Genomic DNA, 16529 nt, shown 5'->3' with positions numbered 1-16529 from the left:
GCGGAACGTCAGTTCCGCCATGACAGGGATCAAAAGCCGACCTTGTTTGAGGGGTATTTTCCCGGGAACGGGCCGCGGTTCAAGCTGAAACTACCCTTCCATCGCATTCAACCGTTGCAACCGGTCCTGCATGACCTTCTTCAGATCGTAGCCAGGGCGGCGGAAGCTGGCGTCGCGGGTGGCGAGGAAATCGTGCTGGGACTTGCGCAAGCCGGCGGCTTGACGCCGGCTCATCGATTTCAGCACGCGCTCATAGGCCTCGGCGAGCTGGCGGTCGAGCGCGCCCAATTGCGGATCGGCGCAGATCACCTTCTCCACCTCGCGCTTGGCTGAGGCGCAATCGAATGACGGGCCGTTGCCTGAATTCGCGGCCAGCGGGTGAGGCGCCTCGGCGCCGAACCTGGCGATCTCCGCCATCATGGTGCGGCGGCCGTCTGCGGCATTGGCGTTGCCGGGGTCGAGCCGCAGCGCGGTCTCGTAATCGGCCAGCGCCTTCTTGCGCTCGCCCATCTTGGAATAGAGCACCGCGCGGTTGTTGTAGGTCTTCGCGAAGTCAGGATCGAGCTTCAGCGCGGCCTCGTAGTCGCTGAGCGCCGCACCGAACTCGCCCTTGTACTGATAGGAATCGCCGCGGTTGGTGAAGAAGTTCGCCCGCGGCGCCAGCCGCAGCGCCTGGTCGTAATCGGCGATCGCCTTGTCGTAGTCTTTCATCGCAGCGTAGGTGAGCCCGCGATTGTCGTAATACTCAGGCACTTTCGGATCGAGCCTGATCGCCTCGCTGTCGTCGGCGACCGACTTGTCGAGCTGGCCGAGCTTCTTGTAGGCGGCACCGCGATTGGTATAGCTGCGCGCCCGGCTCGGATCGAGCCGCAGGGCCTCGCTGAGATCGGCAACCGCCTTCTCGTTGTCGCCATTGAGGTAGTTAGTCGCGCCGCGGTCGGACCAGGCCTGCGCATCATCCGGCTTCAGTTTGATGGCCTGGTCGTAATCGGCGATCGCGCGATCGTAACGGTGCTGGCTGGTGTAGGCGACGCCGCGCTGCTCGTAGGCTTCGGCATCTTTCGGATCGAGCTCGATCGCCTTGCTGAGATCGGACGTGGCACGGTTGAGATCGCCGCCCGCTTCGCGCAACAGGTTGCCGCGCAGCCGCCAGGCCCGCGCGTTCTTGCCGTCGAGCGCGATGGCGCGGTCGATGTCCCGCAGCGCCTGCGTGAGGCCGCCGGATATCCGCGCATTGGCATCGGCCCGCACCAGCAGCGCCGCGACACGGTCGGAATTCGGATTCGAGGTCTGATCGATGATGGTGCCGCACGCGGAGATGATGTCCGCTGGAGCGGCCTTGCTGTCCATCACGCAATCGGCGGCCGATGCCGGGGCGGCGAGGACGAGGCTGAGCGCGGCGCTGAGGAGGAAAGTGCGCAGCCGGCTATGTGTGATCGAGGACATTTGCGCGGAAGAACGCGTGCCGCACATGGCGTAAAGCTCCGTGACATCAGGTTTTCCCGTTGTCGCGGCGGGGGGAGCGTGGGTTCAAAAATAAGGCAGATCGCGAGGGGCGAACGATGCCAGCGCCACCTCTCCCCGCACGCGGGGAGGGGCGGAGGGCCTCAATACCCGTCCACCCCATTCAGCCGCTGCAGCCGTTCCTGCATCGCCTTCTTCAGATCATATCCCGGGCGGCCGAATCCGGCATTCCGACGAGCAACAAAGTCATCCTGCTCGTGCTGGACTTTCTTGGCCTCACCTGGATCGCGCGCCTCGCGCAGCACGCGCGCATGGGCGGCATAGACCTCGCGATCGAGATCCGCGAGCTCGCGATTGGCGCAGATCGCCTTCTCAACCGGGCGGCGCGCGCCGGCGCAGTTGAAGCTCGGCTTGCCGGCCACTGCCATCTGGGCACCGATCCGCTCGAGCTCGCGCGCCATGGCCTTGTGATTGGCCCTGGCCTTTTCGTGGTTCGGATCGATCCGAAGCGCGGCGCCGAAGTCCTGCACCGCCTTGGGCTTGTCGCCCTTCTTCAGCCACAGCTCGCCACGCGCGTTGAAGACGTCGGCGAGCGTCGGATCGAGCAGCAGAACACGGCTGTCGTCGGCGATGGCGCGGTCGATCTGGTCATGCCGGGCATAAAGCGCGCCGCGCGCGCCCAGCGCCTTGACCAGATCGGGCTTTGCCGTCTTGTCGTTGTCGATGACGGCGGCGCAGGCCGGGCCTGCCTTGTCCATGTCATCGGCAGCGGCAGCGGTGAGGCATGCCGCGACGTCGATCGGCGCGACGGCTGCCGGCTCGCCGCCGGTCGCGGCCCGGGCCGCACCTGGCGAGACCGCTGCAAGCACGACGGCTGCCGACATCTGAATGAGTTTATGAAAACGCATGCTCGTTGCAGTTGGAAGGTCTTGCCTTGAGGCCGCACTATCCATCATACGGCCGGATTGGTGCTAGCTTGTGGCGCCGCTCACATCGGTTTCGGGGATCGTCGTGTCGACATTCGAATGGATCATCGCGCTTCTGCTCGGCGCCGTTGCCTTATCGGCGCTGGCGCGGCGGATCAAGGTCCCCTACCCGACCTTTCTCGCCATCGGCGGCGCGTTGATCGCCTTCGTGCCGAACAGCCCGTCCTGGTCTCTCGATCCAGGCCTGGCATTGGCCCTTTTTGTCGCACCAGTGCTGCTGGATGCGGCCTACGATACGTCGCTGCGCGACCTGCGCAAGAATTGGGTTCCGGTCTCGACCCTTGTCGTGGTCGCGGTCGGCCTGACCACGGCTGGCGTGGCCTATGTCGCGCACCGGCTGTTCCCCGACATGCCCTGGGCCGCCGCCGTGGCGCTCGGCGCCATCGTCGCGCCGCCGGATGCCGCGGCTGCCGTCGCGATCCTGAGCCAGGTGAAGCTGCCCTATCGCATGATCAAGGTGCTCGAGGGCGAGAGCCTGCTCAACGACGCGAGCGCGCTCTTGATCTATCGCATCGCTGTCGGCGCTGTCGTCATGGAGCACCTGAAATGGAGCGAGGTCGCGCCGACGATCGCGCTCGGACTGGTCGGCAGCGTGCTGGCCGGCCTTGTCGCGGGGCGCGTCATCCCGCCCATCATGGAGCGGGTGCGAGAGGTGCCGAGCGCGATCATCGTGCAGTTCGCGACAACCTTCCTGATCTGGATCGGCGCCGAGCATCTCGGCCTCTCCGGCATCCTGACCATCGTGGTCTATGCCATCACCCTCGCGCAGTCGGCGCCTGCGCGCGTCCCGGCGCGGTTGCGAGTGCCCTCCTATGCGGTGTGGGAAACGACGGTGTTCGTCCTCAACGTGCTCGCCTTCATGCTGATCGGCATGCAGATGCGGCCGATCTGGACCAAGCTGGATGCGGACGTGCGCTGGGAATATTGCGCGGCCGCGGGCTGGATTCTGCTCACGGTCATCCTGGTGCGGCTGCTCTGGGTGACGTTCTACCGTACCACGTTGCGCCTGTTGATCGCGCACGGGATCTATCGCCCCAAGGATCCGAACCAGGCCGCTTCGCCCGAGGGCGGTCTCATCATTTCCTGGTGCGGCATGCGGGGCCTCGTCACGCTCGCAACCGCCTTCGCGCTGCCTGAGAACTTCCCTTATCGCGACTTCATCGTCTTCATCGCCTTCGCGGTGGTGCTGGGCTCGCTGGTGATCCAGGGCCTGACGCTGCGACCGCTGATCCTGGCCTTCGGCCTCAGGGATGACGATCCCGTCGGTATCGAGGTCGCGCGCGCCCGCGCCATCGCCTATCGTGCCGCACTCGATGCGATCGAGGACGATCCGTCGGAAGAGGCTGAAATCCTCAGGCTCGAATACCGCGCCATCCTGATGCAGGCGGACGACGATCCGCATGGCGGCATCCCCAACGGCGAGCTGCCGGCCGATCCCCTGCGCCGCCGCGCCATCGAGGCCGCGCGCAGGTCAATCTTCGATCTCCGTGCCACCGAGGTGATCGGGGACGACGCGTTTCACCGGCTCGAGGAAGAGCTCGATCGGGCAGAATTGAGTGCAGGGGGATGAGCAAGGCTGCCCGAGACAAATTCCGCTGTCGTCCCGGACAAGCGTCAGCTCGGATCCGCGACGACGACGGAGATTGGGCGGCAGCTAGAACCTAAGCCCCCGCCTTGCAGGTGATCCCGCCGTCGACCACGAGCTCGATGCCTGTCACGTATCTCGATTCATCCGACGCCAGGAACAGCGCGGCGTTCGCGACGTCCCACGCGTCACCCATGTGGCCCATCGGCACCTGGGCATCGCGGGCGCGCCACATCGCTTCGACGTCGCCCTTGGCGTAGCTGTTGGCGAGACCGGCCGAATGCTCCACCATCGGCGTCTTCATCAGGCCGGGCAGGATCGCGTTCACCCGCACATGATGCTTCGCGAACTCGATCGCGGTGGTGCGCGTCATCTGGTTCATCGCCGCTTTCGACGTGCCGTAGGTGACGTAGGAGATGCCCATGTGGCGGATCGAGGCGATCGAGGAGATGTTGATGATCGAGCCGCCGCCCTGCTTCACCATGACAGGAATGACATGCTTCATCGCGAAATAGGCGCTCTTGAGATTGACGCTGAAGACGCGGTCCCAGCTTTCTTCGGTGACCTCGACCACGCTGCCCATCTCGGCAATGCCGACATTGTTGTCGAGCACGTCGACGCGGCCATAGGCCTTCAGGCATGCGGCAACCATCGCCTCGATCTCGTCAGGCCGCGAGACGTCGGCCGTGAACGCGGTCGCCTGGCCGCCTTCGCCGGTGATGATATTGGCAGTCTCCTCGGCGGCCGCGCCGTTGCGATCGACGCAAAACACCTGCGCACCCTCACGCGCAAAGGTCGCCGCGGTGGCCTTGCCGTTGCCCCAGCCCGGCCCGATCGAGCCGGCGCCCACCACCATCGCAACCTTGCCCTTGAGCCGGTCCATCGCGCGTTCTCCCGTGGTTGTTCTTCTTGTAGCGTCACTGGCAAGCCGTCACTGGAACGTCATGTCCAGGCACTTGGAGATGTCGGAGCCGAGGCCCGAGGAGATGGTGATGCAGCCGCGGATCTTCTGCGCCGTCATGTCGGCGGCCCAGATCGAATAGCCGCCGGGACCGAAGAACGAGTTGGTGTTCGGCGGCTCGGTCTCGGTCGCGTCGAAATCGTAGTGGCCGTCGGACTCGAAGATGCGCGGCCTCTTGGTGCAGCCGCCGTCGGTCTGGACGTTGATGACCTCCTTGTTGTCGCGGGTCAGCGCCAGCGAGACCTGGCAGCGGAAATATTCCGAGGTCCTGGTGTTGAAGAGATAGGTGTAGGACTTGCAGGTCGCGGTGTTGAGCTTGCCCGGGGCAAGGCCACGGCTGCACGAAATCCGCTGGTTGTGGCTGAGCTGGTAGTCATCGGCCCGTGCCGCCGGCGCCATCGCCGTCAGTGACATCAAGGCAATCCAGCAAACTTTTGCGACGTGACGCATTCGAATCATCCCCACCAATATCTTTGTCGTGTTGCGTTCTAGACTGAAAGCGGAACATAGTCGCGAGGGGACGAACGGAAAATCACAAACTGCTGGTCTAGACGTGATGCGCTGCGGCGTCTTCGCAGATTGACCCAGAGACATCGTTCGTGATTTGTTCAAAAGGGCACCCCGACAATGGGGAGGATGGATGATGGCATTTTCAATCAAGACATTTGCAATCGCAGCCGTGCTGGGCGCATTCGCCGCGCCCGCTCTCGCGCAAAACGCGGCGGCGCCGTGGGAGCTCAAGCCGGACACCGGCTATGCTTATGACAAGGACGGCAAGACGTTTTCCTACAAGATGGGCACCAGCAATGCCGGCGAGCTGCTGAAGGGCGCCAAGAAAGTGCCGAAGGGCACGCTGTTCTTCATCGGCCAGAACGGCCAGCTCTATATGCGCAGCGGCCAATATCTGGAAGGCGACGGCAGGTTCAAGTTCGGGCCGGACCAGTAGGTCTAACTTTGTAGGGTGGGTCAGCCCCGTGATTGCGCGAAGCGCAATCACTCGGCGTAACCCACCACTGGCTCTATCAGCCGAAACAGAAGAGGTGGGTTACGCCGAGCAGATGCGCTTCGCGCATCTGCAGGGCTAACCACCCTACGGCAGCTCGCCACCTCCTAAAACGCCGCCGCCAATTCCCTTGCGCCGGGCTTGCTGCTGTTCGAGTCCATCCGGTCATCCGTCACGGCGAGCAGCTTCGCCACCGTGTTGTGGCGGATCGCGACGGGATTGCGCTCGTAGCCGCTGCGCTGGAAGAAGTTCGAGGTCGGCACCTGCTCGCGCATCGCCTGCGGCATCGTCACCATGTCGAGGCCGGTGCCGTCGCCGGTGAGGTTCATCATCTCGAGCTCGGCAGCCGTCAGCGGACGGGTGTAGCCCTTGGCGCGGGCGAACAGCACCGAGGTCAAGAGCTTGTGGGTTTGCAGCATCGGCCCGACGTCGATGTCCAGCACCATCGCATGCATGGCCCAGCCCTGCGCGGTGTCGCCGATCTTCTCGTGCTCGGACCAGGTGTCCGGCACCGACTTCGCATGCGCCACCATCTTCTTCAGAACGGCGAGCTTGTGCTCGAGCGCCTGGCGCGCCGGCCCCGAGGTGCGCGCCACCTTGTCGGCGAGCGCGCGGACGAACTCGTGGCCCTGCTCGGCCAGGAGCTCGACGCTGTTGGTGGTGAGCAGCTGGTTGTAGCCCATCGCGGTCGAGATCGCGCGCGTGCCGCCATGCTCGATGCCGGCCTGCACGTCGTAATTTCCGGTGCCGCCTGTCTCGAAGGAATAGACCCGCACCGCCTGCTCCCGCGTCAGCCCCGAGGCGAGTGCGTAGCGCGCATAGGCGCGCTTGAACTCGACCTCGCTCGTCGGCCGCTGCGGCGTGAATTGATAAAGATCCCGCGCGGCGCGCAGAAGATCGGAGGCCACCGGCAACGGCTTGCGGGGCGGTCGCTCCGGCGTTTCCTCCGGCTCCGGGTTCACCGGCCGCTTCGGCCCGGTATAGACAGGCGGCTGCTCCAGCACGTAATCGTCGAGCGTGATCTGCTGCCCGCTTCGCCGCTTGGCATTGCGGCCCTTGCGTTTCTCAGAGACCTGGCTCCAATAGGCAGCGGCCTCCTGGTCAAAGGCGCCCCTGATAGCCTGATATTCGGCGAGCTTGCGGCGATATTCGAGCACGGCCGGCGAGGCGCCGCCTTGCGCGAAAAACTGCGAGAGCAGCTGGGCGTTGGCATTGCTGACGGCAGGCGGCAGCGCGCCGAACTCCCCGCCACGCGCGGCGGGGACGAGCAGGACGAGCGCCACTGGAACCAGCGCCAGATGTGTTCGAATCGAATGATGCATGCTGCCCTCTTAGCAGGCATCCGGTAACCTTCACGTTAACACGCCGTTTACCATCTCATTTCCAGGCAAAAACCGGCTGTTCCAGGTCGGTAACGCGGGTCTGCCGCCCCGCCAGCACTTCGCGGAACTGGTAGATCAGCGCCGCGGTCGGCGCGTGGATCAGGCTCATCTGGTGGTGGAAGCGAATCACGCGGCCGCTGCTTTCGGGAATCACCGTGAAGTCGAAGGCATCGTCGCGCTCGATCGTGTCGAGCGCGATGCGATGGACGGAGGCGACCTCGTCCGGGTTCGGGGTCATCGCAGCGCTGTTCGCAGCCCAGACCACAACGGGCGTGATCAGATAGCCGGAGCGCGTCGGGTAATCGTCGAGCAGGCCGAGCACGGCATCGGGTGGAAGCTTGAGCGCGAGTTCCTCGTCGAGCTCGCGCAGCGCCGCCTCGACCGGCGTCTCGCCGGTATCGCAGCGACCACCCGGCAGCGCCCATTGACCGCGGTGCGAGCGCAAACTCGATGCGCGCCTCGTCAGTAGAAACGCCGTGTCGTCGCTGTCGTTGGATGCCGTCAGCGCCAGCACCACCGCGGCGCGCTTCAGCGCCGACGGTTCAGTCGCATCGGGCAGCCGCGCAAATGAAGCGCAGGCGGCTTCGATATTCCGTCTGGTGGCATCGTCGAAAGCTCTCATGATGCTTGACTACACCAGGACCGCATCTGATGAAACGAGGAGAGATCAAGCGTTACGAGGATGGATGAAGCGATGACCAGCAAGGCCGCAGCAAAGCTCAAATCAGACGGCTGGACCATCCTGGAAACCACGGGCTTCATGCACCTCGTCGGCCCCTTGTGGGAGCGCAAGGTCGAGGGCCGATACGAATTCGCGCTCGCCACCGAAGACAAGCATCACAACCGTCGCGGCATGGTCCAGGGCGGCGTGATGATGACCTTCGCCGACCGCACCTGCGGCATGACTGCCCGCTACGTCTCCGGCAAGGAGTACATGGCGACGGTTCAGCTCGACACCCATTTCGTCGAGGCCGGCCAGATCGGCGACATCCTGATCTCCCGCCCCCGCGTGGTGCGCTCGACGCGCAGCCTGATCTTCATGAGCACCGAGGTCACCGTCGACGACCGCTGCATCGTGATGGCCAATGGCGTGTTCAAGATCTTGAAGGGGCCGGCGTAGGCCGCGATCAGGGCCAGCGCTGCAATCGGCGCCCTCCGCTGTCGTCGCCCGGCTTGACCGGGCGACCCAGTACGCCGCGGTGGCTCGACTCTGTTTCGACTGCCTCTGGAATACCGGATCGCCCGATCAAGTCGGGCGCTGACACCTGATGTGTGGCATGGGTGTGCTCATCTCGTCATTGCGAGCGCAGCGAAGCAATCCAGCATCCCTCAGCGGACGCATCTCTGGCTTGCTTCGCTACGCTCGCAATGACGAGCGCGGCTGGCTATGGTGCCTGACGACAGGACCGTTGAGGAAACAGCCCATGCAGTACCGCCAGCTCGGCCGCTCTGGCCTGAAGGTTTCGCCGATTTGCCTCGGCACCATGATGTTCGGTGGGCCGACGGATGAGGCGACCTCGACGCGCATCATCGCCAAGGCGCATGACGCCGGCATCAACTTCATCGACACGGCGGACGCCTATTCGAAAGGCGGCTCGGAGGAGGTCGTAGGACGCGCGATCGGCAGCAACCGTAACGATTGGGTGCTCGCGACGAAGCTCGCCAACCCCATGGGGGACGATCCCAATCGCGCCGGGCTGTCGCGCCGCTGGGTGTTGCAGGCGGCCGAGGAGAGCTTGACGCGGCTCGGCACCGACCATATCGACATCTACTATCTGCACAAGGAAGAGCATGCGACACCGCTGGAGGAGACGGTGCGCGCGATGGGCGATCTGATCCGCGCAGGCAAGATCCGCTATTTCGGCGTTTCCAACTACCGCGCCTGGCGCGTTGCCGAGATCTGCAACATCTGCGACCGGCTCGGCATCGACCGTCCCGTGGTCAGCCAGCCCTATTACAACGCGATGAACCGCATGCCCGAGGTCGAGCATTTTCCGGCCTGCGCTTATTACGGCCTCGGCATCGTGCCCTATAGCCCGCTGGCGCGCGGCGTGCTCACCGGCAAGTACAAGCCCGACGCTGCCCCCGAGAAGGACACGCGCGCCGGCCGCAACGATGCCCGCATGATGCAGACCGAGTGGCGCCCGGAGTCCCTGCAGCTGGCGCAGGAGATCAAGACTCACGCCGAGAAGCAGGGCATCACTGCGGGCCAGTTCGCAGTGGCCTGGGTGTTGAACTCCGCCTTCGTCTCGTCGATCATCGCGGGGCCGCGCACTGAAGAGCAGTGGGACGGCTATATCGGCGCGCTCGACTATCGCTTCACTGCCGAGGACGAGGCGCTGATCGACCGGCTGGTGGTGCCGGGCCATCCCTCGACACCAGGCTACAATGACCCCGCCTATCCGATCGAGGGACGTCGCGCGCGGACGGCGTGAACTTGCGGCGGCAGCGATGCCGTGGCGATGGCGGCGACCGCGCCCCGGAGGTGGTGCGGGAGACGAAGCGGCCGGATGTCGCCACGCTGGCGCTGCTGCGGGGGCGGGATTTTCGGCGAGCTGCCCGAGACTTACCCGGCTTTTGCGCTGACCATGATGCAGGCCGCGTGACGCCTCTCCCCTCCCTGCCACGAAAAAAACATCGGCCTGACGACAAGTGTCCGCCAGAACGGTTGGAGCGATCGGGGGCGAAACGCCGATGGGTGGCGCGGTGGTATTCCAGACGGGCTTTGTCGATCGGCTGGCCGAGCAAACGGGATCGCAACCAATTTGCGATTCGATGGTTAGTGGGCGGAACTCTCGCCCGTCCGTGGCCCCCTGGCAGATGAGCCTGACGATGCGCCTGCCCCGACCGGTTCTGGCTGCAATCCTCGTCTCTCTCGCAAGTCCTTGTTTTGCCGAGCCTTCCACCGCGATCGCGGTGAACAATCCGCCGGCCCAGCAGAATTCTCTTGTCGACATGCTGGCGCTGATGTCGGGCCACTGCAAGACGCTGAAGGTCGACGGGCGTCCCTTTGCCTGCAAGACCGTCGCCTTCGCCCATGACGACAAGGGCCGGGTCAATTTCGCCGTTGCCGTCGACGACCCCAGCGACGAGAACCACGTCGTGTCGTTCTCCGGCGAGAACGGCAAGCGCGCCGACGACAACTCCTACGAGCTGCCGGTCGATCGCATGCTGCTCAATTCCAAGAACCGGCCGAAGGTCGACGGCCTGCCGGTGCCGGCCGCGCAGGCCTCGATCGGCACCTGCCGCCAGACCGGCAATTTCGCGGCCAGGAAGGTGAACGACGTCACCTGCTCGGCGACCGACAGCGAAGGCCGGACATATGAACTGCTGTTCGTCTCCGACGGTAAGCCGGTGAGTGTGCGCCGCATCAGGAAGTCGTCGCATTCGATCCAGGATCCGTTCAAGTAACGAGCCCTCCTCGCACCGCCTGTTGATCGGGGCGCGACGCGCATGCGTCCGTTGAAACTCCGCTTCAGAGGCGCATGGCGGCCGCATCTGGGCCGAGAATGCTGCGACGAGGAAAGTTGCGCTGGATCAAGTGTCGCGGATGGTGCGTTTCAAATCGAATTGAAGGCGCTCACGCCTTGCCGTTGAATGGGCGGCCATGGCATGGAGCTCTCTCGCGACGGCCTCGATTCTCTCTCGGAGCGCCCCATGACGCGTGACCGCCTGTTTTTGCTGCGCCAGGGTTTCGAAGACCCTGCCCTTCCCGGCCGCCATTTCTTTTGCTGGCACTGTGCGCTGATCGAGGGCCTGCTCACCTCCTTTCCGACGCTTGCACAAAAACTGGACGTCGAACGCATCGCGTGGCCGAAGCCTCGGCAGGACGTGATCGCACTGGTCGGCGAGGAGAATCAATGGCTGCCACTGCTGGTCCTCGCCGACGGCACAACCTCGCCTCATCAGACCGGCAGCCGTCAGGGGCGCGCCTTCATCAACGACAAGGATGCCATCATTGCCGCGCTGTCGGAGCGCCACGGCTTTCCCGAGCCGCATCCGTGAGACCGTCCCGAAACGAGGGATAATCGGCATTGCCTGAACCGGCGAGCGCCCGGCATAGTCTGCAAAATTGCGGAATCCGTTGCCATGCCCGATCCCCTTCCCGCCCTCATCGTCGTCGACGTCCAGTGCGCGTTCGATGAATGGGAGGCGGCGGGCAAGCGGCGCAACAATCCGGATGCGGTGGCGCGCATCGTTGACCTGCTCGCCGCGTTCAGGGCGAGCGGCGCGCCGATCTTTCATGTCCGCCACGAAGGCACCAAGCCGAACTCGACATTCCTGCCCTCGCGCTCCGGCTACGCCGTCAAGGACGAGGCGCGCGAGCAGGGCGGCGAGCCCGTGATCGTCAAGCGCGTCAACAGCGCGTTCATCGGCACGGATCTGGAGACGCGCCTGCGCGCAAGTGACATCGCCACGCTCGTGATCTGCGGCGCCACCACCAATCATTGCGTGGAGACGACGACACGGATGGCCGGCAACCTCGGTTTCAACGCGCAGCTGGTGCGCGATGCGACCTGGACGTTCGACCGCATCGGCGCTGATGGCGAAACGCATGCGGCCGAATCGATCCATGCGATGACGCTGTCGAATCTGAACGGCGAATTTGCCCGCATCGTGACCACGAACGAGGTGATCGCCTCGCTCAAAGCGGTGCGACAATAAATCTCAGCGCGATTTCGCGACGATCGCATGCGTCGTTTCGACACCCACTCTCGCCGGAACGCGGGTAGCGCCCATCTGTTGTCACGCGATATCTCAACTGGAGTGATGACATGAAATATCTCTTTGTCGCGATGATCATCGGCGCTGCTGCACTCACCGCGTCGGCGGCCAACGCGGCGAGCGGTGGAAAGGCCAGGCCGAACGCGCAACTCGGCCAATCAACCGACATCAGCGCGCAGCACAGACACGGTCATCGCCATCAGCACTGGCGTCCGCATCATTACGGCTATGATCGCCGGCACCATCGCAGTTATGGCTATTACCCGCGGCACCACGGCTATTACGGAGGCGGCCCCTACGGCTATTACGGCGGCCGCGGTCCCGGCGTGACATTCAGCTACGGCGGCAGCCGCTGGTGAGACGCCAGGCCCGCAGAGATGCGGGCCTGCTTTCTCAACATTGCGAAATGATCCCGGCCGTTTCCAGGCCGCTCGCAAGCGCGGCCTCGACCGTTCCCATGTCCCGCCCGCGGTAGAGCGCCTCGCCGGAAAACAAGATCGAGCCATCGGCGCGCGCGAGAATGTCTTGCGCCGCCCGCGTCCGCGGCGTCGCCCAGGAATAGGCGCCGCGGGCAAAGGGATCATTCGCCCAGTTGGTGGCGGCCGCCGCCACGAGGTCCCGCGCGATCTGCTCGCGCGGCAGGTCGAAGATGGCGGCGAGCGAGGCGATGCCGGCATCGATCAGTCCTTGCTGATCGAGATGCGCCAGCCCCGCCGTTCGCGGACCACCCAACCATCCCGTCAGGACGGGATGCTGATCCGGATGGCGCGTCCACCACACCGGAATGGTCTCGTCCGACAGCAGGAAGAGCATGTCGGCAAGCTCTTTGCGCCGTTCGCGCCACCACGCTTGTTTGAACCGCAGCAGGATCTTGATGACGCCGCCGAAGCCGATGTCGTCTGCGGCTGCCGCTTTCGCACGCGCGGCCGCGGGCAGCGCGATCTCGCGCAACAGCGGCAGCGGCACGGCGAGGATCACCCGATCGCAGGCCTGCAACTCACCGCCGGCACAACGGACGATGACCTTGCCTGCCTCCTCCTCGATGGCGGTGACCACGGCTCCGAGGCGGAGGACAACGCCGGACTTGCGGCACTCGGCGAGGAGAAAATCGATCAGGGCGCCATAGCCGCCGTCGAGGCGCGCCTGCATCGCATGTCCGTCGTTCATCCATTCGTCGCGCAGCGCCAGCGTCGAGGCGCGCGCGGGATCGGCGGCATCGTAGCCCTCGACCATGCGTTCGACCGCATGCCGTAGTCGCGCGTACTCCGGCCCGGCAAAATACCGGCGCAGGAACTCGGCGACGGTGAGATCGTCCTTCAAGTCCTTCACTGCCGCATGGAGCTGTTCGTCGTAGGGCTCGCGCGGATTCTCGCGCGAGAATGTCGTGCCGTCGAAGCTCCATTGCGCGCCGCCGATCATGCGAACCGTCAGCCCCGCCTCGCGCGCCAGGCTGCGCGTCACCGGCGCCTCACCATGGACGAACTCTGCACCGCCATCGGCAGCATAACCGAACTCCGACGCCGGCAGCGGATGGATTCGCCCGCCGCAGCGCCCGCGCGCCTCCAGGATCGTGACCCGTCTTCCCCCGCGCGCGAGCTCGCGCGCCGCCATCAGGCCGGCCGCGCCCGCGCCGACGATGACGATGTGCTCGGACGTATCAGGCATGCTGCAGATGGCGCGCGGGATCGTTCTGGATCAGATAGCGCAGCAATAGGACGCCGCCGCCGAGATCCTGGGTGCTCTCCAGCGTCATCGCGCTGAGCGGCGCGCGCTTGTCGCTGTCGGCCTCGGTCGAATCAAACACGAAGGGCGCGCCCCTGGCGCCGTCGATCGCGGGGCTGAGGATCAAATTGAACTCGTCGATCAGTCCCGCGCGCAGGAACGCGCCATTGGCAACGCCGCCGCCCTCGACCAGCAGACGTTTGACGCCCAGTTCGCGATTGAGGATCTCGACCGTCATTGCGAGGTCGATCTCGGACTTGCCGGCGAAAATGTAGGACACGCCCTCGCCGCGCAGGCCGGCGAGATGCGAATCCGGTACGCTCTCGGTCAGCACCACGACGATCGGATCGCCGCCGATATCGGAGCGGCCCCAGCCGATCTTGCCATGCGCGTCGAGCACGACGCCGTAGGTGTCGGCATCGCGCCGCGCGAACCAGTTTTCGCGCGGGAACTTTTCGCCCGACGTTTCCGGATAGGGCTTGCCCTTGGCGAATTCCGAGCCGGTGACACGGCCGATCACCCAGGCATCGCCGCCGAGCCGGTCATGGATCTTCTCGAACCAGTCGGTGCCGGCGCCCTTCGGACGCCAGCGGCTGGGATGGGTGCGGCCATCGAGGCTCGCATGCATCAGGCAGATGACGTAAGGCTTCATGCACATTCTCCGCGACAGCGTCTCAAGCCGGCCCGTTGCCCTTCTCGCGATCATTCACGATCACCGCGAGCGGGTTGAGTTTTGGCGGCGCGACCAGCAGAAGCGTATTGCTGTCGTGATGATTGAACGGGGCGCCGCGGACGAACAACGCGGTCTGGATCTGATAGCTCCAGCTGCCGTCGTCGTTGAAGGTGATATCGCAGCGGTAAGAGTCGGTGCGGAAGGCTTGTTCCAGGAAGTCGGTCGAGCAGATCCCGTAAGTCGTGTCGCCGCGCTTCGCTGCAACCGAGATAGTCCTGTCGTCCGGCTTGGCATGACCCGAGGCGAGCAGCACCTGCCCGCGCGGGATCGCCAGTGTCTGCATGATCAAGCCGGTCGCCGGCTCCCAGAGCCAATAGCCGACCTGGTCGTGGAAGGTGATGTCTTCCTCAGGTGTATTGATGTGGATGTGATAGCGCAGGCCGTAAAACAGCTGCGGCCCGTTGGCCTGCGGGTCGATCGGGTCCATCCTGACGTGCTCGATGAAGGTCCGCCGCTCCGGTCCCGCCGCCTTCCGATTGATATCGATGCCCTTGTCGGCTTGCCAGGTGCCGGCGAGCCGGCGCAGCGGCCCGAGATTGGCAAGGCTGTCGGGGGAAACGTCCTCGGGCTCGGTGAAGATGTCGGCGGGAAGGGGGAGCATGGCGACCTCGCATCGTTGCGCGCAGCGGTCATAGCACACGAGTGGTGCGAAACACCTGTCATGGAACCGGAAGGCTGCCCCGCGCGCTGTGGGGTCTTGAGTGCATCCCCAAGGGCGAACCTGACGAAGCCAGGGCGGGAAAGGCAGCGAGGCGGCCTCAAGCCGCCTCGTGTGCCGACGCCGCGCGCTGCTCGAGCATGCCGATCGTCGCGACCAGATTGTCACGTCGCGCGCGTAGGCTCGCCGCGAGCGGCGGATAGGTCGGCTGTTGCGGGTCGAACACCCCGGCCTTGGCCTCTTCCTCCAGAATGTCGGTGTTGAGCAGCCGAACGCGCCACCACAAATCGGCGATCAACGCGTCGAGCTTGAGCTCTCCAACTGCACCAGAACGGGACATTTCCTGCATCACTTGCCTCAACCTGAAACGGCCTCTCCAATGAGGCCTGGCTTTGGTGCGGACTGAGCAAGCGGAGTGCCAGAGACGGGCTGGGGGAGCGCTGACGACAGCGGCCGGCGCACACCACGTCAAATCAGCGGCGCGCCCTGCCGCAGATTCATGTGCCGGTTAACGTCCTTGTAGAGCAGATAGCGGAAGCGGCCGGGGCCGCCGGCGTAGCAGGCCTGCGGGCAGAACGCGCGCAGCCACATGTAATCGCCGGCCTCCACCTCCACCCAATCGCGATTGAGGCGATAGACCGCCTTGCCTTCGAGGACGTACAGCCCGTGCTCCATCACATGCGTCTCGGTGAAGGGGATCGTTGCTCCCGGTTCGAACGTCACGATGTTGATGTGCATGTCATAGCGCATGTCCGAGGGATCGATGAAGCGTGTGGTGGCCCACCGCCCGCCCGTGTCGGGCATCGGCACCAGTGTCATCGAGTCTTCGTTGGTCACGATCGGCTCGGGGTCGGCCAGGCCAGGCACGCGCTGGTACAGCTTGCGGACCCAGTGCAGCTGGGCCGGCGCCTTCCCGCGATTGCGCAGGCTCCAGGCGCATCCCGGCGGCAGAAACGCGAAACCGCCAGCCTTCAGCTCTCGCTCCTTGCCTGCCAGCTTGAGCGTGATTTGCCCGCCCGCGACGAACAGCGCCCCTTCGGCGTCCTTCTCGGGCTCGGGAATTTCGCTACCTCCATTCGGCCCTATGTCCATGAGGTAATGGGAGAACGTCTCGGCGAAGCCGGAGAGCGGCCGCGCCAGCACCCAGACACGGCTGTTGTCCCAATGCGGCAGATGGCTGACGACGATATCGCGTTGCACGCTGTTCGGAATGACGGCGTAGGCGGTCGTAAACACCGCGCGACCGCTGAGGAGATCCGTCTGCGGCGGCAGGCCGCCCTGCGGGACGTGATAGGTGCGCGATGACATCG

At 64.9% G+C, this 16529-nt stretch carries 19 protein-coding genes; 8 read left to right on the top strand and 11 right to left on the bottom strand.

Annotation, left to right across the window (positions count from 1 at the left end; genetic code table 11):
* Nucleotides 1–90 precede the first annotated feature (90 nt).
* Nucleotides 91–1473, bottom strand: a complete 1383-nt coding sequence (locus tag ACNJX9_RS04785; protein ID WP_439407993.1) for a tetratricopeptide repeat protein — start codon at nt 1471–1473, stop codon at nt 91–93.
* A 134-nt stretch (nt 1474–1607) separates the two neighbouring features.
* The gene (locus ACNJX9_RS04780; protein ID WP_439407992.1) at nt 1608–2372 is read right to left on the bottom strand and encodes a tetratricopeptide repeat protein; all 765 of its coding nucleotides are present in this window, start codon (nt 2370–2372) and stop codon (nt 1608–1610) included.
* A 70-nt stretch (nt 2373–2442) separates the two neighbouring features.
* On the opposite strand from ACNJX9_RS04780, the gene ACNJX9_RS04775 reads away from it, so the two are divergent.
* Nucleotides 2443–4020, top strand: a complete 1578-nt coding sequence (locus ACNJX9_RS04775) for a cation:proton antiporter (RefSeq protein ID WP_439407991.1) — start codon at nt 2443–2445, stop codon at nt 4018–4020.
* A 91-nt stretch (nt 4021–4111) separates the two neighbouring features.
* Here the strand turns inward: ACNJX9_RS04775 and ACNJX9_RS04770 are convergent, their stop codons facing one another.
* Together ACNJX9_RS04770 and ACNJX9_RS04765 are read right to left on the bottom strand one after the other, a co-directional pair.
* Complete coding sequence (locus ACNJX9_RS04770; RefSeq protein WP_439407990.1) at nt 4112–4918, bottom strand: SDR family NAD(P)-dependent oxidoreductase; 807 nt, start codon at nt 4916–4918, stop codon at nt 4112–4114.
* 48 nt (nt 4919–4966) lie between these two features.
* Nucleotides 4967–5446, bottom strand: a complete 480-nt coding sequence (locus tag ACNJX9_RS04765) for a hypothetical protein (protein ID WP_057759679.1) — start codon at nt 5444–5446, stop codon at nt 4967–4969.
* A 193-nt stretch (nt 5447–5639) separates the two neighbouring features.
* Between ACNJX9_RS04765 and ACNJX9_RS04760 the strand changes: the two genes are divergently transcribed.
* On the top strand, nt 5640–5942 hold the full coding sequence (locus tag ACNJX9_RS04760) for a hypothetical protein (RefSeq protein ID WP_057759947.1): 303 nt from the start codon (nt 5640–5642) through the stop codon (nt 5940–5942).
* A gap of 164 nt (nt 5943–6106) precedes the next feature.
* Here the strand turns inward: ACNJX9_RS04760 and ACNJX9_RS04755 are convergent, their stop codons facing one another.
* Together ACNJX9_RS04755 and ACNJX9_RS04750 are read right to left on the bottom strand one after the other, a co-directional pair.
* On the bottom strand, nt 6107–7321 hold the full coding sequence (locus ACNJX9_RS04755) for a hypothetical protein (protein ID WP_439407989.1): 1215 nt from the start codon (nt 7319–7321) through the stop codon (nt 6107–6109).
* Nucleotides 7322–7376: 55 nt separating this feature from the next.
* Nucleotides 7377–8006, bottom strand: a complete 630-nt coding sequence (locus ACNJX9_RS04750) for an NUDIX hydrolase (protein WP_083514890.1) — start codon at nt 8004–8006, stop codon at nt 7377–7379.
* A 69-nt stretch (nt 8007–8075) separates the two neighbouring features.
* Here ACNJX9_RS04750 and ACNJX9_RS04745 point away from each other — a divergent pair, with 69 nt between their 5' ends.
* The 6 genes from ACNJX9_RS04745 to ACNJX9_RS04720 all read left to right on the top strand — a co-directional run bounded on the left by ACNJX9_RS04745 (nt 8076) and on the right by ACNJX9_RS04720 (nt 12465).
* Nucleotides 8076–8501 (top strand): PaaI family thioesterase, encoded by a 426-nt coding sequence (locus ACNJX9_RS04745; protein WP_057759950.1) that lies wholly within the window; start codon nt 8076–8078, stop codon nt 8499–8501.
* Nucleotides 8502–8805: 304 nt separating this feature from the next.
* Complete coding sequence (locus tag ACNJX9_RS04740) at nt 8806–9816, top strand: aldo/keto reductase (protein ID WP_439407987.1); 1011 nt, start codon at nt 8806–8808, stop codon at nt 9814–9816.
* Nucleotides 9817–10213: 397 nt separating this feature from the next.
* Complete coding sequence (locus ACNJX9_RS04735) at nt 10214–10792, top strand: hypothetical protein (RefSeq protein WP_057759954.1); 579 nt, start codon at nt 10214–10216, stop codon at nt 10790–10792.
* Nucleotides 10793–11038: 246 nt separating this feature from the next.
* Nucleotides 11039–11386 carry a DUF3088 domain-containing protein gene (locus tag ACNJX9_RS04730; RefSeq protein WP_439410009.1) on the top strand — a complete coding sequence of 116 codons (348 nt, stop codon included), beginning with the start codon at nt 11039–11041 and terminating at the stop codon, nt 11384–11386.
* Nucleotides 11387–11470: 84 nt separating this feature from the next.
* On the top strand, nt 11471–12046 hold the full coding sequence (locus ACNJX9_RS04725; RefSeq protein WP_439407985.1) for a cysteine hydrolase family protein: 576 nt from the start codon (nt 11471–11473) through the stop codon (nt 12044–12046).
* A gap of 110 nt (nt 12047–12156) precedes the next feature.
* Nucleotides 12157–12465, top strand: a complete 309-nt coding sequence (locus tag ACNJX9_RS04720) for a hypothetical protein (RefSeq protein ID WP_439407984.1) — start codon at nt 12157–12159, stop codon at nt 12463–12465.
* 34 nt (nt 12466–12499) lie between these two features.
* Here ACNJX9_RS04720 and ACNJX9_RS04715 read toward each other — a convergent pair whose 3' ends face one another.
* The 5 genes from ACNJX9_RS04715 to ACNJX9_RS04695 form a co-directional block, all read right to left on the bottom strand.
* Entirely contained in the window at nt 12500–13771 is a 1272-nt protein-coding gene (locus ACNJX9_RS04715) for a flavin monoamine oxidase family protein (RefSeq protein ID WP_439407983.1), read from the bottom strand.
* The gene (locus ACNJX9_RS04710) at nt 13764–14480 is read right to left on the bottom strand and encodes a RibD family protein (protein ID WP_439407982.1); all 717 of its coding nucleotides are present in this window, start codon (nt 14478–14480) and stop codon (nt 13764–13766) included. Before ACNJX9_RS04710 ends, ACNJX9_RS04715 begins: the two co-directional genes overlap by 8 nt.
* Before the next feature lie 22 nt (nt 14481–14502).
* Nucleotides 14503–15162, bottom strand: a complete 660-nt coding sequence (locus tag ACNJX9_RS04705) for an FABP family protein (protein WP_439407981.1) — start codon at nt 15160–15162, stop codon at nt 14503–14505.
* Nucleotides 15163–15319: 157 nt separating this feature from the next.
* Nucleotides 15320–15559 carry a hypothetical protein gene (locus ACNJX9_RS04700; protein WP_430648685.1) on the bottom strand — a complete coding sequence of 80 codons (240 nt, stop codon included), beginning with the start codon at nt 15557–15559 and terminating at the stop codon, nt 15320–15322.
* A gap of 128 nt (nt 15560–15687) precedes the next feature.
* The gene (locus ACNJX9_RS04695) at nt 15688–16527 is read right to left on the bottom strand and encodes a bifunctional allantoicase/(S)-ureidoglycine aminohydrolase (protein WP_057759708.1); all 840 of its coding nucleotides are present in this window, start codon (nt 16525–16527) and stop codon (nt 15688–15690) included.
* Nucleotides 16528–16529: the final 2 nt, after the last annotated feature.

Origin of the sequence: Bradyrhizobium sp. BLXBL-03, assembly GCF_051853015.1 — a bacterium.
GTDB lineage: Bacteria > Pseudomonadota > Alphaproteobacteria > Rhizobiales > Xanthobacteraceae > Bradyrhizobium > Bradyrhizobium manausense.
The sequence above is the reverse complement of the archived record's forward strand: the minus strand, read 5'-3'. Positions and strand labels throughout refer to the sequence as shown.

Coding starts and splice junctions, on each gene's coding strand:
- ACNJX9_RS04720 (WP_439407984.1), top strand. CDS start 12,157: ATGAAATATCTCTTTGTCGCGATGATCATCGGCGCTGCTGCACTCACC.
- ACNJX9_RS04725 (WP_439407985.1), top strand. CDS start 11,471: ATGCCCGATCCCCTTCCCGCCCTCATCGTCGTCGACGTCCAGTGCGCG.
- ACNJX9_RS04705 (WP_439407981.1), bottom strand. CDS start 15,162: ATGCTCCCCCTTCCCGCCGACATCTTCACCGAGCCCGAGGACGTTTCC.
- ACNJX9_RS04760 (WP_057759947.1), top strand. CDS start 5,640: ATGGCATTTTCAATCAAGACATTTGCAATCGCAGCCGTGCTGGGCGCA.
- ACNJX9_RS04710 (WP_439407982.1), bottom strand. CDS start 14,480: ATGAAGCCTTACGTCATCTGCCTGATGCATGCGAGCCTCGATGGCCGC.
- ACNJX9_RS04755 (WP_439407989.1), bottom strand. CDS start 7,321: ATGCATCATTCGATTCGAACACATCTGGCGCTGGTTCCAGTGGCGCTC.
- ACNJX9_RS04780 (WP_439407992.1), bottom strand. CDS start 2,372: ATGCGTTTTCATAAACTCATTCAGATGTCGGCAGCCGTCGTGCTTGCA.
- ACNJX9_RS04745 (WP_057759950.1), top strand. CDS start 8,076: ATGACCAGCAAGGCCGCAGCAAAGCTCAAATCAGACGGCTGGACCATC.
- ACNJX9_RS04770 (WP_439407990.1), bottom strand. CDS start 4,918: ATGGACCGGCTCAAGGGCAAGGTTGCGATGGTGGTGGGCGCCGGCTCG.
- ACNJX9_RS04740 (WP_439407987.1), top strand. CDS start 8,806: ATGCAGTACCGCCAGCTCGGCCGCTCTGGCCTGAAGGTTTCGCCGATT.
- ACNJX9_RS04735 (WP_057759954.1), top strand. CDS start 10,214: ATGCGCCTGCCCCGACCGGTTCTGGCTGCAATCCTCGTCTCTCTCGCA.
- ACNJX9_RS04785 (WP_439407993.1), bottom strand. CDS start 1,473: ATGTGCGGCACGCGTTCTTCCGCGCAAATGTCCTCGATCACACATAGC.
- ACNJX9_RS04715 (WP_439407983.1), bottom strand. CDS start 13,771: ATGCCTGATACGTCCGAGCACATCGTCATCGTCGGCGCGGGCGCGGCC.
- ACNJX9_RS04695 (WP_057759708.1), bottom strand. CDS start 16,527: ATGTCATCGCGCACCTATCACGTCCCGCAGGGCGGCCTGCCGCCGCAG.
- ACNJX9_RS04765 (WP_057759679.1), bottom strand. CDS start 5,446: ATGCGTCACGTCGCAAAAGTTTGCTGGATTGCCTTGATGTCACTGACG.
- ACNJX9_RS04730 (WP_439410009.1), top strand. CDS start 11,039: ATGACGCGTGACCGCCTGTTTTTGCTGCGCCAGGGTTTCGAAGACCCT.
- ACNJX9_RS04700 (WP_430648685.1), bottom strand. CDS start 15,559: ATGTCCCGTTCTGGTGCAGTTGGAGAGCTCAAGCTCGACGCGTTGATC.